The sequence below is a fragment of the Streptomyces sp. SAI-170 genome (assembly GCF_049739565.1).
Taxonomy (GTDB): Bacteria; Actinomycetota; Actinomycetes; order Streptomycetales; family Streptomycetaceae; genus Streptomyces.
This window is the reverse complement of record NZ_JBMGQD010000001.1, coordinates 236,301-251,759: the sequence shown is the minus strand read 5'-3', so window position 1 is coordinate 251,759 and position 15,459 is coordinate 236,301. Positions and strand designations below refer to the sequence as shown.

The window sequence follows — 15,459 nt, the reverse complement described above, 5'->3', positions numbered from 1 at the left end:
GCTGGTTTCTCGCTCCCCGCACGAGTAGGAAGCCGGCCCCGCGTCTCCCACCCGGGTGTGAGCCGCGGGCTCACCATCCCTCCATTACGGCATCGGACGGAGCCCGCGCATACCGAACGGGCAGAATCCTTTGCTACGTTGCCGGTCCGATGACAGTTCTGCCCGCCCGGAAACACAGGTGGTTCGATGTCCCATATCGCCTTCTTCAACATTCCTGGAACCGGTCACGTCAATCCGACGGCGGGGATCGTCGCGGAACTCGTGGCGCGCGGCCATCGCGTCAGCTACGCGGTCACCGCACGCCAGGGCGCGGAGGTCGAGGAGGCCGGCGCCACGCTGGTGCCGTACGAGTCGACCATGCGGCAGACCCGGAACGCGATGAACGACCTGGAGAGCGTCGACCGGTTCACCACGGGCGACTTCGTACAGGTGCTGCGGGGCCTGGTGCGAGAGACCGAGGCGGTGTACCCGAGGCTCGCCGAGGCGTTCGCCGGTGACCGTCCGGACGTGCTGGTCCACGACGGACTGTCCGGGTGGACGGGCCGCCTCCTCGCGCACAGCTGGGGGATACCGGCCGTGCGGAGCATCCCCACGCTGGCCGCGAACGAGCACTGGTCGCTCGGTACGGACGGGGAGTACGCGACCTTCGAGCCGGAGCACGCCGGACTGAACGCCGTCTACGGGGAGATCGCCACCATGCTGGCGGACCTCGGAGTGGGCCTGAGCGCCCAGGAGTTCTTCGGCAGCAGCGAGTCGGGTCCGGCGTTGGTGTTCATCCCGCGTGAGTTCCAGTTCCGGGGTGAGACGTTCGGGGCGGACTTCCACTTCGTGGGGCCTTGCTGGTCGGAGCGCCGGTTCGACGGGGTGTGGAGTCGTGGGTCGGGTGGGGAGCGGCCGTTGGTGCTGGTGTCGTTGGGGACGATTCACAACGATGATCTGGGGTTTTTCCAGATGTGTGTGGATGCGTTTGCCGGGTTGCCGTGGGATGTGGTGATGGCGGTGGGGGACCGGGTGGATCCTGGGCGGTTGGTGGGGGTGCCTGGGCATGTGGAGGTGCGGGCGCATGTGCCGCAGCTTCGGGTGTTGCGTGAGGCGGATCTGTTCGTGACGCATGCCGGGATGGGCAGTGTGATGGAGTCGCTGTCGTTCGGGGTGCCGATGGTGGCGATTCCGCAGATGAGTGAGCAGCGGGCGAACGCGGACCGGGTGGCGGAGCTGGGGCTCGGGGTGATGCTGCACCGGAGCGAGGTGACGGCCGACGGTCTGCGGCGGGCGGCGCTCGGGGTGCTGTCCGATTCCTCGTTCGGTGCCCGGGTGCAGGAGATGCGGGGACACATCCAGCGGGCCGGCGGAGCCCCCGCAGCGGCCGACGCCATCGAATCCCTGCTGGTGCGGGCAGAGGTGGGACGGTGAGCGGTCTCCGCCAGGCCGGTGGACCCCGCCCGGCGCACATCGCCTTCTTCGCTCTGCCCGGACACGGCCATGTGAACCCGGCGCTCGGTGTCGCCGAGGAGCTGACGCGGCGCGGGCACCGGGTGAGCTTCGCGACGACCGACCGGTTCGCCGCCGCCGTGGCCGGGACCGGGGCGACGCCCCTGCGCTACGAGTCCACCATGGACGGGCTGCCGGCCGACGACAGCGCCGGGGAGCGTTCGGACCGGTTCGGCAGCGCCGACCTCGCGAAGGTGCTGCGCGATCTGCTGCGCGAGACCGTGGCCGTACTCGGGCCGCTGGACCGCGCGTTCGCGGCGGACCGGCCCGATCTGGTGGTGTACGACGACCCGTCCGGGTGGGCGGCCCGGCTGGCCGCGGCACGACGGGGCATCACGGCGCTGCCGTACCGGACCACCTTCGCGGCGAGCGCCGACTGGTCGCTGGCCAGTGACCGGACCGAGGTCAATCCGCTGCACCCGGAGGTCATGCGCGTCTACCACGGTGTCGCCAAGCTGCTGGAGCGGGTGCAAGTCCCCTTCCGGCCCAAGGAGTTGATGACCGGGAGCGAGTCGGGTCCGGCGTTGGTGTTCATCCCGCGTGAGTTCCAGTTCCGGGGCGAGACGTTCGGCGACGACGTCCACTTCGTCGGTCCCTGCCCCGGACAGCGGGCCACGGACGGGGTGTGGAGTCGTGGGTCGGGTGGGGATCGGCCGTTGGTGCTGGTGTCGTTGGGGACGATTCACAACGATGATCTGGGGTTTTTCCAGACGTGTGTGGATGCGTTTGCCGGGTTGCCGTGGGATGTGGTGATGGCGGTGGGGGACCGGGTCGATCCGGCGCGGTTGGTGGGGGTGCCTGGGCATGTGGAGGTGCGGGCGCATGTGCCGCAGCTTCGGGTGTTGCGTGAGGCGGATCTGTTCGTGACGCATGCCGGGATGGGCAGTGTGATGGAGTCGCTGTCGTTCGGGGTGCCGATGGTGGCGATTCCGCAGATGAGTGAGCAGCGGGCGAACGCGGACCGGGTGGCGGAGCTGGGGCTCGGGGTGATGCTGCACCGGAGCGAGGTGACGGCCGACGGTCTGCGGCGGGCGGCGCTGGGGGTGTTGTCCGATTCCTCGTTCGGTGCCCGGGTGCAGGAGATGAGGGGACACATCCAGCGGGCCGGCGGAGCCCCCGCAGCAGCCGACGCCATCGAATCCCTGCTGGACTCCCGGTGACCTCGCCGACCGAGATCGACACGCCCGCCTTCTTCGCCGATCAGCACGCCTACTACGCCCGGCTGCGCGAGAGCCCCGGCCCCCGGCTCGTGCGCAACCCGCAGGGCCTGGAGTACTGGCTGATCACCCGGCACGCCGACGCCAGAGCCGTCCTGCTCGACCCCCGGTTCTCAAAGGACCCCAGGCTCGCCGAAGAGGCGCTGAGTTCCGCCGGGTACGGCGTCTCCGGCGCCGACAGCTTCTTCCTGCCCCTGGTCAACAGCGACCCTCCGGACCACACCCGGCTACGGCGGCTGGTCTCCGGTGCGTTCACCCCGCGCCGGGTGGAGGAGCTACGGCCACGGGTCGAACGGCTCACCCGCGAACTCCTCGACGCGGTCCTGGACAAGGACGTCGTCGACCTGATGACGGCGCTGGCCTTCCCGCTGCCGGTCCTGGTGATCAGCGAGCTGCTCGGGGTGCCGCACCGAAGCCGGGGCGCGCTGCTGACCTGGGCCACCCGGATGCTCACCGTCTCCGGCGACGGATCGGGGCCCGCGGAGCGCACCCGCAGACTGCACCGCTGGTTCGCCTCCCTCGTGGCCGCGAAGCGCCCCCACGTGCGCACCGACCTGCCCCAGGAGGAGCAGCCCGACCTGCTCGCGGCTCTCGTGGTGGCACATGACCGGGGGCAGCGCCTCGATGACGAGGAACTCGTCGGCCTGCTGGTCCTGTTGCTCGTGGCGGGCCATGAGACGACGACGGGGATGATCGGCAACGCGGTCGACGCCCTGCTGCGTCATCCCGACCAGCTCGCGCTGTTGCGCGACCGTCCCGAGCTGCTGCCCTCCGCGGTGGATGAACTCCTGCGCTTTGAGACGTCGTTGGCGCGGACCACGCTGCGGGTGGCACGGGAGGACGTACGGGTCGCCGGTACCGTCATCCCGGCGGGCAGCGTCGTCAGCGTGGCGCTCTCGGCGGCCAACCGGGACCCGGAGGTCTTCCCCGTGCCGGACCGGCTGGACCTCACCCGGGCCCGCGGCCCCCATCTCTCCTTCGGCCACGGCATCCACTTCTGCCTGGGCGCGCCGCTCGCCCGGCTCCAGACGGAGACCGTCCTGGCCGTACTGCTCGACCGCTGCCCGGAGCCGGCCGCGGCCGATCCGAGCGCGCCCCCGCTGTGGCGTCCCGTCGGGGACATGCGCGGGCTGCTGACGCTGCCGGTGCGGCTGCGCCCCGCCGCCCGGACCCGACCCTAAGTCTTCGTCCCGAGGAGAACCCGTGCCCCCACCCCCGCCCGACGCCCCCGCGATCGAGGTGCGCGCCCTGTACAAGGCGTTCGGGGCGACGCCCGCCCTGGGCGGAGTCGACCTCACCGTCGCACCCGGCACTGTCTGCGGACTGCTCGGGCCCAACGGCGCGGGGAAGACCACGCTGGTCCGGATCCTGGCGACCCTGTCCGTCCCGGACGGCGGGACCGCCCGTGTGGCCGGGCACGATGTCGTCCGGCATCCCGCCCGGGTGCGTGGAAGCATCGCGCTGACCGGGCAGTACGCCTCGGTGGACGAGGTGATCAGCGGGCGTGACAACCTGGAGATGTTCGCCCGGCTGTACCGGATGCGCGGAGCCGCCGCACGGCGACGGGCCGAGGAGCTGCTGGAGCGGTTCGGACTGCTGGAGGCGGCCCACCGGCCGGTGCGCACCTACTCCGGCGGGATGCGCCGGCGGCTCGACCTCGCCCTCGGGCTGGTCGTCCCACCCGCGGTGATGTTCCTCGACGAGCCCACGACCGGCCTCGATCCACAGAGCCGGAGCGGTCTGTGGGAGAGCGTGCGGGAGCTGGTCCGGGCCGGGACGACCGTGCTGCTGACCACGCAATACCTGGACGAGGCCGACCATCTCGCCGACCGGATCGCCGTGCTGCACGACCCGGACGGCACCGGCGGCCGGGTCGTCGCCGAGGGCACCCCCTTCGAGCTGAAGTCCGCGCTCGGCGGCGAGTCCATCGACCTCACCGTCCGCCACGCCGGGCAGCGCGGCCGGGCCGCCGAGATCCTGGCCCGAGCCGGCGGCCGGACTCCCGACACCGGCGACGACCCCCGCCGGGTCACCCTGGCCCTCGGCGCGGAGGCGGCGCCCGGCACGGCCGTGCTCGCCACGGCACTGCGCGAACTGGAGGCCGCCGACATCGCCGTAGCGGATCTCGCCCTGCGACGGCCCACCTTGGACGAGGTGTTCCTCAATCTCATGCGCCGACCGGACCGTGACCGGGAGTCTGTGTGAACACCCCTATTTTGCCCACCACTTGGCACACCGCCGACGAACCCCTGCTGTCCCGGCTGCGCTGGTGCGCCGGGGACGCGGCGACGGTCGCCCGGCGCTATCTCCTGCACCTGCGCAGCGCCCCGGAGCGGGCCGTGATGGCCTTGGTGATCCCGCTGCTCTTCACCCTGCTGTTCGTCTACGTGCTCGGCAGCAACATGCGGCCGCCCGGCGGTGGTTCGTACGTCGACTTCCTGGTGCCCGGCATGCTCGCCCAGATGGCGGTGTTCGGCATCGCCGCCAGCGCGGCCGTGGTGGCCGAGGACAAGGAGCGGGGGATCACCGACCGCTTCCACTCGCTGCCCATGAGCCGCACGGGTGTGCCCGTCGGACAGTCGCTCGCCGAGTGCCTCGGCGGGGTCATCACCCTGGTGCTGATGGCCGGCTGTGGGCTGCTGGTCGGCTGGCGCCCGACCGGGGTGGTGGCGGGGCTCGCCCTGCTCCTCCTCGCCCGCTACGCCTTCAGCTGGCTGGGGATGTGGATCGGCCAGGTCATGCCCTCCCGGTCGGCGACCGACCTGGTCGGCATGCTGATGTTCCCGCTCACCATGATCTCCAACATCTTCGTGCCCACCGAAGGGCTGCCCGCGGGGCTGCGGCTGCTCGCCGACTGGAACCCGGTGAGCGCGGTGGTGTCGGCCGTACGGGAGCTGTTCGGCAACCCCGTCGCCGCACCCGCCGACGCCGCCTGGCCGATCGCGCACCCGATCGCCGCCACGCTCGGCTGGTCGCTGTTGCTGCTCGTGGTCTTTGGCCCGCTCACGGTCGCCGCGTTCCGCGCGCCCAGGCACTGAGCACCCTGACGCACCGAGCATCGAAAGGAGTCTCGTGAAAGCCCTCGTGCTGGCGGGCGGCGCGGGCACGCGACTGCGCCCGATCACCCACACCTCCGCCAAACAACTCGTCCCCATCGCCAACAAACCCGTCCTCTTCTACGGCCTCGAAGCCATCGCCGACGCCGGGATCAAGGACGTCGGGGTGATCGTCGGCGACACCGCCGCCGAGATCCGGCGGGCCGTCGGCGACGGTTCCGACTTCGGGCTGCGGGTGACCTGTCTTCCGCAGCCCCGGCCGCTCGGCCTCGCCCACGCCGTACTGATCGCCCGGGACTTCCTCGGTGACGACGACTTCCTGATGTACCTCGGCGACAACTTCATCGTCGGCGGCCTCGGCGCGCTGCTCGACGAGTTCCACGCGCACCGCCCGGACGCCCAGCTCCTGTTGACCCGGGTCCCCGACCCCAGTGCCTACGGCGTCGCGACGCTCTCCGCCGACGGCCGCGTCACGGACCTGCGGGAGAAGCCGGAGCGGCCCGCGAGCGATCTGGCCATCGTCGGCGTCTACCTGTTCACCCCCGCCATCCACGCGGCCGTCCGCGCCATCGCCCCTTCCGAGCGGGGCGAGCTGGAGATCACCGACGCGCTGCGGCTGATGCTCGCGCAGGGCCGGGACATCCGCCCGACCGTCATCACCGGGTACTGGAAGGACACCGGCACCGTCGCCGACATGCTGGAGGCCAACCGCAGTGTCCTGGAAGTGCTCGAACCCGCCGTCGAGGGCAGCGTCAGCGCCGACAGCGAACTCGTCGGCCGGGTCAGGGTGTGCGCGGGAGCGGTCGTGCGGGGCTCCCGGATCGTGGGCCCGGCACTGATCGGCGCCGGATCGGTCATCGTCAACTCCTATGTGGGACCGTCCACTTCGATCGCCGAGAACTGCCGGATCGAGGACAGCGAGATCGAGTTCTCCATCGTGCTGAGCGAAGCGACCATCACCGGAGTGCGCCGGATCGACGCCTCCCTCATCGGCTGCCACGTCCAGGTCGCCCCCGCGCCCCGCGTGCCCACCTCGCACCGGCTGGTGCTCGGGGACCACAGCACCGTGCGGATCGCCTCATGACGCACTGCAACCGCCGGCTCATCGAACACCCGGCGAGAAGGAAGTGACCTCGTGCGTGTCCTGTTCGCCGCCTTTCCTGTCGCGGCCCGTGCCTTCCCGGTGCCCCCGCTCGCCTGGGCGCTCCAGAACGCCGGCCACGAGGTGCGCGTCGCCACCCACCCGGACCTGGTGCGCCGGGTGACCGAGGCGGGGCTCGCGGCCGTCCCGGTGGGCCAGGGCGAGGACCTCGCCGCGCTGACCGACCTCAGCCGCAACCCCGCCCTGGCCGGCCACCCCGGAGGCGGACTGCACATCGGCCCGGGGGGCTGCCCCGACTGGGGGGCCCAGTGGTACCGGACCACCCGCGCCTTCGCGGCCCTGCGCCCCCTGCTGGAGGAGCTCACCGGTACCGTCGTCCGCTGGCGGCCCGACCTGGTGCTGTGGGACCCCTTCTGCCTCCCGGCCGCCGTCGCCGCCCGCGTCGGCGGCGCCGCCCACGCCCGCCTGCTGTGGGGCCGCGACAACATCGCCTGGCTGCGCGGGCGTTCGGCGCGCTACCGGGACCAGGCCCCCGGCGACGGCTTCCCGGAGCCGCTGGAGGAGACCATGCAGCAGCTCCTCGAACCCTACGGGCTGCCCTACGCCGAGGAACTGGTCCTCGGCCAGTGGACCGTCGACCCCATGCCGCCGGGGATGCGGCTGCCCGCGCCGGGCGTCCGGTACGAGAACGTGCGCTGGGTGCCGTACGGCGGGGGCGGCAGCATCCCGGAGCGGCTGCGCGGCCGGCCGCTGGGACCGCGGGTCTGGGTGGCGGGGGAGGAGTTCGCCGACGCCCTGCGGGAGCTGGACATCGAGCTGGTCGGCCCGCTGGACGCCCCCTGGGCGCGGCTTCTCCCGAGCTGCTCGGCGGTCGTCCACCACGGCGGTGCCGAGGTCTTCGCGTCGGCCGCGGCGGCGGGCGTGCCCCAGGTGATCGTTCCGGAGCCGGCCTGGGACGAGGAGGCGGCGGCCGTACAGCTCGTACGCAAAGGCGCCGGAGTCGCCCTCCGGCGAGGGGAGTCGGACCCCAAGTCGTTGCGGGCGGCTCTGCGGTCGGTTCTCCAGGACTGCCGGGAGGGCGCCGCTGTCTGGCGCGAGGAGCTGGCGCGGCTTCCGGGACCCGCCGAACTCGTGCCGGTGCTGGAGGAGCTGACCCGCCATCACCAGCGAATCTGAGTCCCCGGCCCCCACGCCAGTGGGAGACCGGGCCCGCCCGCCTCTTCTCGGCGGAGGCAGGAATGCAGACTGCCGACGGACGACCGGGGCGGGGGTCCGCTGACACGATCGACCTCACGACTCGCCCGGGGCGCGCAGCCCGACCAGCAGAATGCGGAGTCCTCCACCATGCAGAGCACGATCGCGGCCATGCGCCCGCGGATGAGAACCGGCGTCTTCTTCACGCCCACCCCCGAAGGAGACGGTGTGCTGCTGACCCAGGGCAGCGACATCGTCACCTTCCAGGGCGCCTCGACCTACGCGTGGCTGGAGAAGCTGTCCCCGCACCTCGACGGCAGACACAGCGTCGGCGACCTCACCGCGAGCATGCGGCCCGCGACCCGGCAGATGGTCGAGCGGCTCGTCGGCGCCCTGCACGAGGCCGGACTGGTCCGCGATGTCGGCGAGGACAAGGAACACACCCTGTCGGAGGCCGAGATGGAGGCGTACGCCACCGAGATCGCTTTCGTCGAGTCCTTCCGCTCCTCGCCCGCGCTGCGCTTCCAGCGGTACCGCCGTACCCGGCTCCTGGTCCTCGGCGCGGGCGCGGTGCTCTGCGCCACCGTGGAGGGCGCCCTGCTCACGGGTGTTGCCCGGGTCTCGGCCCTGACCACCGGCGGGGAGGAGCCGGGGGTGAGCGCGCGGCTGGAGGAACTCGCCGACGACGCCCGGGACCGTGCGGTGGAACAGCACCTGGACCACGGATCGCTGGACGTCACCGACACGGCGGCGTTGCGGCACGCGGTCGAGGCCGCCGACCTCGTCCTGTACGCGGCCGACCGCACCCGTCCCGTGCACCTCACGGCCGTCGACCTCGCTTGCGCGCAACTCGGCCGGACCCTGATCGCCGTGACGCTCCTCGGCGAGGAGGCCTGGATCGGGCCGGTGTGCCCGGCGGACCGTCCCGCGATGCGCTGGGAGAGGCTGTGGCGGAGACTGGGCAGCCCGGCCGAGGAGACGCGGACCGACCTGCTCACCGGGCCCGTGCCGGGCATCGTCGCCAACCACCTGGTGTTCCGCGCCTTCGAGCACGTCACCGGGGTCGCGGAGGAGGACACCGCGGCGGCCGGTGCCGTTCGTGTCGACCTGGAGACGCTTCAGACCTCCGTCCACCGGCTCGCCGAAGCGCCGGACGCCTCCGTCGGCGGCGAACTCGCCGAACGTGTACGTGCGTTGACCGATGAGCGGCTCGGGGTGCTGGGGCCGGTGACCGAGGGGCACTACGAGCAGTTCCCGCTGCGGGTCGTCCGCGTCGCCGTGGCCGACCCCGGGCACCCCGGGGACTCCTTCCCGGTGTGGGGCGCGGGGGCCGACTTCGCGCAGGCCCAGGACGCCGCGCTGCGGCACGGACTCGCCGCGTACGCCGTCCGCGCCGGCGCGCTGTCGGCGGACGCCGCGGTGACCGGGTTCGCGGCGGCGGACGGCACGGTCAGGGACATACCCGCGGACGAGGTGTTCGGGCATCTCCCCGTCGGTACGGGCGCAGGTGCGACATGGGACGACGCCGTGGAGCGGGCGCTGCTTGACCATCTCGTGCGACGGCTGCCGACGGAGCGGCGCGAGCCGGTGGCACTGGCCGACCTCGAACTCGACGACCGGGCAGGCCGCTTGCGCGACCTTCTGCTCACCACGGGCGAGGAACTGTCGGCGTACGCGCTCCCGGCCCCCGCCGGGGTCAGCGCCTACGCCTTCCGCCTCGGTGACGCGCGGACCGGGCTGACCGAGCACGGGGCCGGCTTCACCCCCGCCGAGGCCGCCGCGTCCGGCCTGGGGCGCCTGCTGCTGGCCCACCAGGCCCACACGCACGACCAGACCGAGTACACGCCCTCACCCGAAGTGTCCCTGTGGGCCCCCTCCGAGGGCGCCGACGGGGAACGGCACCGCCCGCTCGTCGAGGCCCTGCGCGACGACGGACTCGAACCCGTCGTCGTACCGCTGGACCAGGACCCGGCCGTGCACGCCGTACTGCCGCATCTCGTCCGGGTGGTGCTGCTCGATGCGTGAGCACCCCACCGGCCCGGTCGCCCTGCTCGGTGACGGCGGACTCCTCGACCGGGCCACCGCCGCCGTCCTGGCCCGCTCCTTCCCGCTGGTACGGCCGGACCACGGCGCGCTCGCCGACGCGCTCGGCTCCTGCGCCGCTGTCCTGATGGCCTCGGACACCGCCGACACGACCGGCTACGCCGAGATCCGCAAGGCCGCGGAGGCGGCCGGGGTCCCCTGGATCCCGCTCAGCACCGGGGCGGACGCGATCCATGTCGGACCCGTCGTCGGGGACGCCTGCCCCACCTGCGCCGACTGGCGCCGCCGCCTCGCCCGCGACAAGGCCCAGCACCACGAGACCCTGCGCGCCCGCCACGGCACCGCCCTGTCCGCCCGGCTCACGCCGCTGCGCACCCGGACGGCGGCGGCCGTCGCGGCCGAACTCGCCGTCGGCCTCCTCCGGTCGACCCTGACCGGCGAACCCCTGCCGCAGGACGCCGCCGACCGCGCGGGCACCGCCGAGGGCCGCCGGCCGGACGACCGGTTCCTCCGCGTCGAACTCGCCTCGCTCGCCGTCAGCTCCCACCGCTACCTGCCGTACACGCTCTGCGCGGACTGCGGTGGTCTGCCGCCCGACGGTCCCGAGGCGGCACGGATCGCCCCGGCGGCCCGCCCCAAGCCCGCGCCCGACGTCTTCCGGGTGCAGAACGTCGTGGCGCGCGAACAGGAGCTGTACGACCTCTACGTGGACCGCGCCGCCGGTGTCGTACCGTCCGTGGACGACGAGCGGGGCGGGCCGTTGCCGCGCGCGGTGGCCCCGCTCAGCTCCCTGCGCGGCAACAGCTCGCAGCACGGCTGGGGCCGTACGACCGACTACCGCACCTCCCGGATCACCGCCGTGCTGGAGGCACTGGAGCGGTTCGGCGGGGAGCAGCCGCGGGGGCGGCGCACCACGGTCACGGCGAGCAGACGGGAGCTGGGAGAACGCGCCGTGGACCCGCGCACCTTCGGGCTCTACCCCGACGACCGCCACGACCTGCCCGGCTTCCCCTACGTCCGCTACCACGAGGACCTGGTGATGCCCTGGGTGTGGGGCTGGTCCTTCGCCCGCGCCGAGCCGGTGCTGGTCCCTGAGCGGTACGCCTACTACGCGGCGCACAGCCACGACGACCCGCGTTTCGTCTACGAGATCTCCAACGGCTGCGCCATGGGCGGCTGTCTGGAGGAGGCCGTCCTGTGCGGGCTGCTGGAGGTGGCCGAACGGGACGCCTTCCTGATGACCTGGTACGGACGGATGCCGATCCCGCGCGTCGACCCGGACTCCGCGCGAGACCGCTCGATCCCCATGATGATCGAGCATCTGCGCCAACGGACGGGGTACGCGGTCCGCCTGTACTCGGCCACCCTGGAACAGGGCGTCCCGTGCTTCTGGGCGGTCGGGCTCGACACGCTCGGCGACCCGGGCCGACCGCGTGTGCTGTGCGCGGGCGGCTCCGCGCTGCTGGCCGAGAAGGCCGTCGTCAACGTCCTGCACGAGACGGCACATCTGCTGGAGCACGCCAAGATCTACGACGCGGCGGAGCGGGAACGCGCCGCAGAGATGGTGCGCGACCCGTCCCTGGTGAAGGTGATGGGCGACCACTCCGTGCTCTACAGCCACGAGGACGCCTTCGACCGGTTCGACTTCCTGCTGGGGGAGCGCGAGGCACGGCCGTTCGCCGGCTTCGAGGAGCAGTGGCGGTGGCCCGCGCACACCGATCTGCGGGCGGACCTGGAGGAGATGCTCCGCCGTTATCTGGACCGGGGCCTGGACGTCCTGGTCGTGGACCAGACGACCCCGGAACACCGGGCGGGCGGCTTCGCCTGCGTCAAGGTCATGGTGCCGGGCACCCTGCCGATGACGTTCGGGCACCAGAACCGGCGTGTCGACGGAATCCCGAGGCTGCTGACCGTGCCGTACGAACTCGGCTACCGCGACCGTGTGTTGACGCCCCAGGACATCAACCCCCACCCCCACCCGTTCCCGTGAGGACCCCGCGGATGACTGATGTCGAAGGGGCCGACCGGGCCCCCGAGCCGCCCGGGGCACGGTACTGGCACCGGTCCCTGCACGACTACGCCGACCTGATCGGGCGGGGGCCGGGCGGTCGGGAGGGCGCCCCGGAGGAACCGGAGCGGTTCACCCGCCACGGCTCGCTGCCCCGGTATCCGCTGCCGTCGCCGCCACGGACCCTCGGCACGCTGAGCCGGGCCCTCGGCGACGGCACCGCAAGCCCGCCCGCGCCGAGCGTCGGCCTGCACTCCGCGCTGCTGCACTACACCTGCGGTGTCCTGCGCACCGAGTTCGGCCCCACCGCCCGCTGGCCCTACCACCGGGCCGCACCCTCGGCCCGCTGCTTCGCGCCGGTGGAGACGTACCTGTGGACGCCGGGCCACGACGGACTGCCCGCGGGCGTGTACGCCTACGACCCCGCGCACCACGCCCTCGTCCTGCTGCGGGCCGGCGACTTCCGCACCCTGCTCGGCGCGGCGCTCGGCACGGACCTGGAGGGTGCGGTGGGCGTGCTGCTGCTGTCCACGGTCTTCTGGCGCACGGCGTTCCGGTACGGGGCGTACGCGTACCGGCTGTGCGCGCAGGAGACGGGTCTGGTGGCCGGCAACGCGCTCATGGTGGCGGGCACGCTCGGCGTGCGGGGAGAGGTGCGGCACCAGTTCGTCGACGGGCCGCTGGAGCGGCTGATCGGGGTCTCGCGTCCGGAGGAGAGCCTGGCCGCGGTGGTGCCGTTGTACGCGGGGCGCGGAGGCCCTGCCCCGGCGTCCATCGAGGCGGAGGTGGCATTGACGCCCTTGCCTGCTCGTCCCGCCACCGGTGTCGGCGCGCTCGCCGACCTCATCGAGCTGGACACCGCCGCGCGGCTCACCGACACGGCGTCCTTCGCCCGGCTGCCCCACGAGGAGCAGGCGCCCGCCGTGCCCGCCCCGGCCGGGGAACTCGCCGAGTGTCTGCGCGCACGCACCTCGGGCGCACCGGTGTTCCACCCGAAGCCGCGGCCGGTGCCGGTGGCGGCCGTGCTCGACGCGGTCCTGCCCGCCTTCACGCCGTACGGGTCCGATGCCGTGCCGGAAGGTTCCGCGCCGCCCGTGCGGGCGCACCTGTGGGCGGTGGATGTGACCGGGGTCGAGGACGGAGTGCACGAGGTGACCGCACACGGCCTACGGCACCTCGGTCCCGCGCGGGCCGCCGGTCTCGGCCTGGAGGCGGCCAATATCGACTACCGCTCGGTGAACGCCGTCGTCTTCCTGTCGGTGCCGGCCCGCCGCGGCCAACTGGCATTCGGCGACCGGGGGTTCCGGGTGCTGCACCACGAGGCTGGCATCGTCGCGCAGCGGCTGTGCGTGCTGAGCGCCCGGTCCGGGCTCGCCGCGCGGATCCACAACGGCTACGCCGCCGGGTCGCTCGCCCGCGCGCTGCGTCTGCCGCCGGGCCACGAGCCGGTGTTCCAGATCTCCCTCGGCACCCCCGGTGACGACGAGCGCTATCTGATGCCCGTCCCGCACTGGAGGGTCGCATGACGTCCTCGACATCCTCGGCCGCCCTGCAGTACCTGGACTCCGGCCATCAGCCGCCGGACGCGCTGCCCGTGGCCGACCCGCTCCGGCTTCCGCCGGTCCACAAGCGTTATCCGTCGGCGCGCCGTCTGCCGTTGCCGGACCGACCGGGTCCCCGGGACGCGGATCCGCTCCGGCGTCTGTCCTGGCTGCTGCACCGGGCGGGCGGACTGACCCGGATGCGCTGGATGAGCGGCATCATGCCGCTCGGCCTCGGCGGTTCAGCCGCCCGCCCGAGGCTCCTGTCACCCGGCCGTACCGCAGCCGCCTCCGGCTCCCGCTACCCCGTGGAGTTCTACCTAGCGCACCCCGCCCTGGACGGTCTCCCCGCCGGGCTCTCCCATTACGACCCGGTCCATCACGTCCTGGAGCACCTGCGTGCGGACGACGGACGTCACCTGGTCACGCGCCTGCTCGCCGAACCACCGGCACGTGAATCGGAGTTCGTCCTGCTGCTGAGCAGCGTGCTGTGGCGCAACATGGCCAAGTACGGAGTCTTCGGCTACCGCCTCCAGAGCCTCGACGTCGGGGTGGCGGCCGCGCAGACGGTGGCCTCGGCCGAGGCGGCGGGCCTGACGGCGACCGTCCATCTGCGCTACGAGGACGCCGCGTTGGACGATCTGCTCGGCCTTTCCTCCTTCGCGGAGAGCGTGTTCGCGGTGATCACCCTGCACCGGCCGGACGCACCGGCAGCGGCGCCTGCCACCGGCCACCACACCGAGCTGCCTGCCGCGGGGCCCGGCCTGGTTCCCGTCTCCGGGGTGCCCGTTGCAGAGCCGGGCTCGGTCCGTGTCACCGAGGTGCGCGCGGCCGTGCGCGATTCGGTTCCTGTCAGCGGGGTGCCCGTTGCAGAGCTGGACCCGGTCCGTGTCAGTGGGCTGTCCGTCGTAGGGCCCGGCCTGGTCCCTGTCTCCGAGGTGCCCGTCGCAGAGCCGGACCCGGTCCGTGTCACCGGGCCATCCGTCGCAGGGCCCGGCCCAGTTTCTGTCACCGAGGTGCCCGTCCCCGAACCCGAGCCGGTTACTGTCACCGAGCTTCCCGTCGCCGTGCCCACCCCGGTCCTCATCAGCGAGGTCCCCGTCCTGGCCGAGGCCGCGGCGCTGCACGCCGCGATCCGACGCGCCGCACCGGGGGACTTCGGCGACGGCCCGGCCCCCTGGCCGCTCCCCGACGACCCCCGGCACGCCCTGCCGGCCGCCTCCCTCGACCTCGCCGACGGCTTCCCGGGCCGCCGGACGGCGTACGGCTTCCGGCCGGCCCCGGTGGCCGAGCGGACGCTCGCCGCCCTCCTCGCCGCCGCGGGGACCCCGGTGACCGGGGCGGAGGTCCCGGTCCGACTCGCCGGACTGCTCCAGCGGGTCCCGGAGGTCGAGACGGGCGCGTATGTGTACGACGCCGAGGCCCACGCGCTGATCGGCACCCGGCGGGCCGACGCCGCACGGGACGTGCTCGCCGCGGCCAAGAGCCCCATGCTGGCCGACGAATGCCGTACCGCCACCGCGGTCCTCGCGGTCTGCGGCGATCCGCGCGGCGGGGTCGAGCGCTGCGGGGACCGCTGGTACCGGGCGCAGAACATCGCCGCTGGTGCCGCGGCCCAGCGAATCGCGCTGGCCGCCGCGGCCGCCGGCCTGGAGAGCCATGTGCACTGTGACTTCGACCCCGAGGGTGTGCGGTCGGCCCTCGGTCTGACCGCGGGTCCGCTCCAGCCGCTGGTGCTGGTGACCGTGGGCCCCCGCGCACCGGACCGCACGGACCCGCACCTGCCCCTGCGAGCCGGTTTCTGAAC

Annotated in this window: 11 protein-coding genes; all 11 read left to right on the top strand. The window is 73.1% G+C overall.

Annotated features, from left to right (window positions below; all coding sequences use genetic code 11):
* The first annotated feature begins 186 nt into the window (after positions 1-186).
* Positions 187-1,413 (top strand): macrolide family glycosyltransferase, encoded by a 1,227-nt coding sequence (locus tag RKD23_RS01145; protein WP_424851818.1) that lies wholly within the window; start codon positions 187-189, stop codon positions 1,411-1,413.
* Positions 1,410-2,651, top strand: coding sequence for a macrolide family glycosyltransferase (locus RKD23_RS01140; protein WP_424851817.1), 1,242 nt, complete (start codon positions 1,410-1,412; stop codon positions 2,649-2,651). Before RKD23_RS01145 ends, RKD23_RS01140 begins: the two co-directional genes overlap by 4 nt.
* On the top strand, positions 2,648-3,889 hold the full coding sequence (locus tag RKD23_RS01135; RefSeq protein WP_424851816.1) for a cytochrome P450 family protein: 1,242 nt from the start codon (positions 2,648-2,650) through the stop codon (positions 3,887-3,889). The genes RKD23_RS01140 and RKD23_RS01135 overlap by 4 nt, the downstream gene beginning before the upstream one ends.
* 22 nt (positions 3,890-3,911) lie before the next feature.
* Complete coding sequence (locus tag RKD23_RS01130) at positions 3,912-4,913, top strand: ATP-binding cassette domain-containing protein (RefSeq protein ID WP_424851815.1); 1,002 nt, start codon at positions 3,912-3,914, stop codon at positions 4,911-4,913.
* Positions 4,910-5,746, top strand: coding sequence for an ABC transporter permease (locus RKD23_RS01125; protein ID WP_424851814.1), 837 nt, complete (start codon positions 4,910-4,912; stop codon positions 5,744-5,746). Before RKD23_RS01130 ends, RKD23_RS01125 begins: the two co-directional genes overlap by 4 nt.
* A gap of 34 nt (positions 5,747-5,780) precedes the next feature.
* On the top strand, positions 5,781-6,848 hold the full coding sequence (locus RKD23_RS01120; RefSeq protein ID WP_424851813.1) for a glucose-1-phosphate thymidylyltransferase: 1,068 nt from the start codon (positions 5,781-5,783) through the stop codon (positions 6,846-6,848).
* Between the two features lie 51 nt (positions 6,849-6,899).
* On the top strand, positions 6,900-8,042 hold the full coding sequence (locus RKD23_RS01115; protein ID WP_424851812.1) for a nucleotide disphospho-sugar-binding domain-containing protein: 1,143 nt from the start codon (positions 6,900-6,902) through the stop codon (positions 8,040-8,042).
* 168 nt (positions 8,043-8,210) lie between these two features.
* A complete protein-coding gene (locus tag RKD23_RS01110; protein WP_424851811.1) occupies positions 8,211-10,085 on the top strand; it encodes a hypothetical protein in 1,875 nt (624 codons plus the stop codon).
* On the top strand, positions 10,078-12,093 hold the full coding sequence (locus RKD23_RS01105; protein WP_424851810.1) for a TOMM precursor leader peptide-binding protein: 2,016 nt from the start codon (positions 10,078-10,080) through the stop codon (positions 12,091-12,093). Before RKD23_RS01110 ends, RKD23_RS01105 begins: the two co-directional genes overlap by 8 nt.
* Before the next feature lie 11 nt (positions 12,094-12,104).
* Complete coding sequence (locus tag RKD23_RS01100) at positions 12,105-13,637, top strand: SagB family peptide dehydrogenase (RefSeq protein ID WP_424851809.1); 1,533 nt, start codon at positions 12,105-12,107, stop codon at positions 13,635-13,637.
* Positions 13,634-15,457, top strand: coding sequence for a SagB family peptide dehydrogenase (locus RKD23_RS01095; protein WP_424851808.1), 1,824 nt, complete (start codon positions 13,634-13,636; stop codon positions 15,455-15,457). Before RKD23_RS01100 ends, RKD23_RS01095 begins: the two co-directional genes overlap by 4 nt.
* Positions 15,458-15,459: the final 2 nt, after the last annotated feature.

Excerpts from the sequence above, each read along its gene's own strand:
- RKD23_RS01145 (WP_424851818.1), top strand. The coding sequence starts at position 187 with ATGTCCCATATCGCCTTCTTCAACATTCCTGGAACCGGTCACGTCAAT.
- RKD23_RS01110 (WP_424851811.1), top strand. The coding sequence starts at position 8,211 with ATGCAGAGCACGATCGCGGCCATGCGCCCGCGGATGAGAACCGGCGTC.
- RKD23_RS01105 (WP_424851810.1), top strand. The coding sequence starts at position 10,078 with ATGCGTGAGCACCCCACCGGCCCGGTCGCCCTGCTCGGTGACGGCGGA.
- RKD23_RS01100 (WP_424851809.1), top strand. The coding sequence starts at position 12,105 with ATGACTGATGTCGAAGGGGCCGACCGGGCCCCCGAGCCGCCCGGGGCA.
- RKD23_RS01095 (WP_424851808.1), top strand. The coding sequence starts at position 13,634 with ATGACGTCCTCGACATCCTCGGCCGCCCTGCAGTACCTGGACTCCGGC.